The sequence below is a fragment of the Kitasatospora griseola genome, from assembly GCF_014648555.1.
GTDB classification, from domain to species: domain Bacteria; phylum Actinomycetota; class Actinomycetes; order Streptomycetales; family Streptomycetaceae; genus Kitasatospora; species Kitasatospora griseola.
Map to the genome: position 1 here is coordinate 346 of NZ_BMRI01000024.1, position 441 is coordinate 786.

The 441-nt window shown below is 68.7% G+C and carries 1 pseudogene; it reads left to right on the forward strand.

Annotated features, from left to right (window positions below):
* Window positions 1-441: pseudogene (locus IEZ12_RS39055) on the forward strand (cell division protein FtsK); the annotation flags it as partial.

Consider the following 441-nt stretch of genomic DNA (forward strand, 5'->3'; position numbering starts at 1 on the left):
GCGCCGCCGCACCAAGGTGATCCGGTCCCTGCCCCGCGACGTCTGCCCCGAATCCAAGGTGACCTCCCAGCTCGCGGACAACAAGTCGCTGCGGCTGCACCCGATCGTGATCGGCGTGGACGAGTGCCAGGTGTGGTTCGAACACCCCAAGTACGGCGGGGAGTTCGAGGAAATCTGCACCGACCTGGTCAAGCGCGGCCCCGCCACCGGCATCGTCCTGCTGCTCGCCACCCAGCGCCCCGACTCCAAGTCCCTCCCGACCGGCATCTCCGCGAACGCCATCCTGCGGCTGTGCCTGAAGGTCATGGGCCAGATCGAGAACGACATGGTCCTCGGCACGTCCAGCTACAAGCGCGGCGTCCGTGCCACGACGTTCTCCCGGGAGGACCGGGGCATCGCCTACTACGTCGGCGGCGAGGGCGCCGACGCCCAGATCGTCCG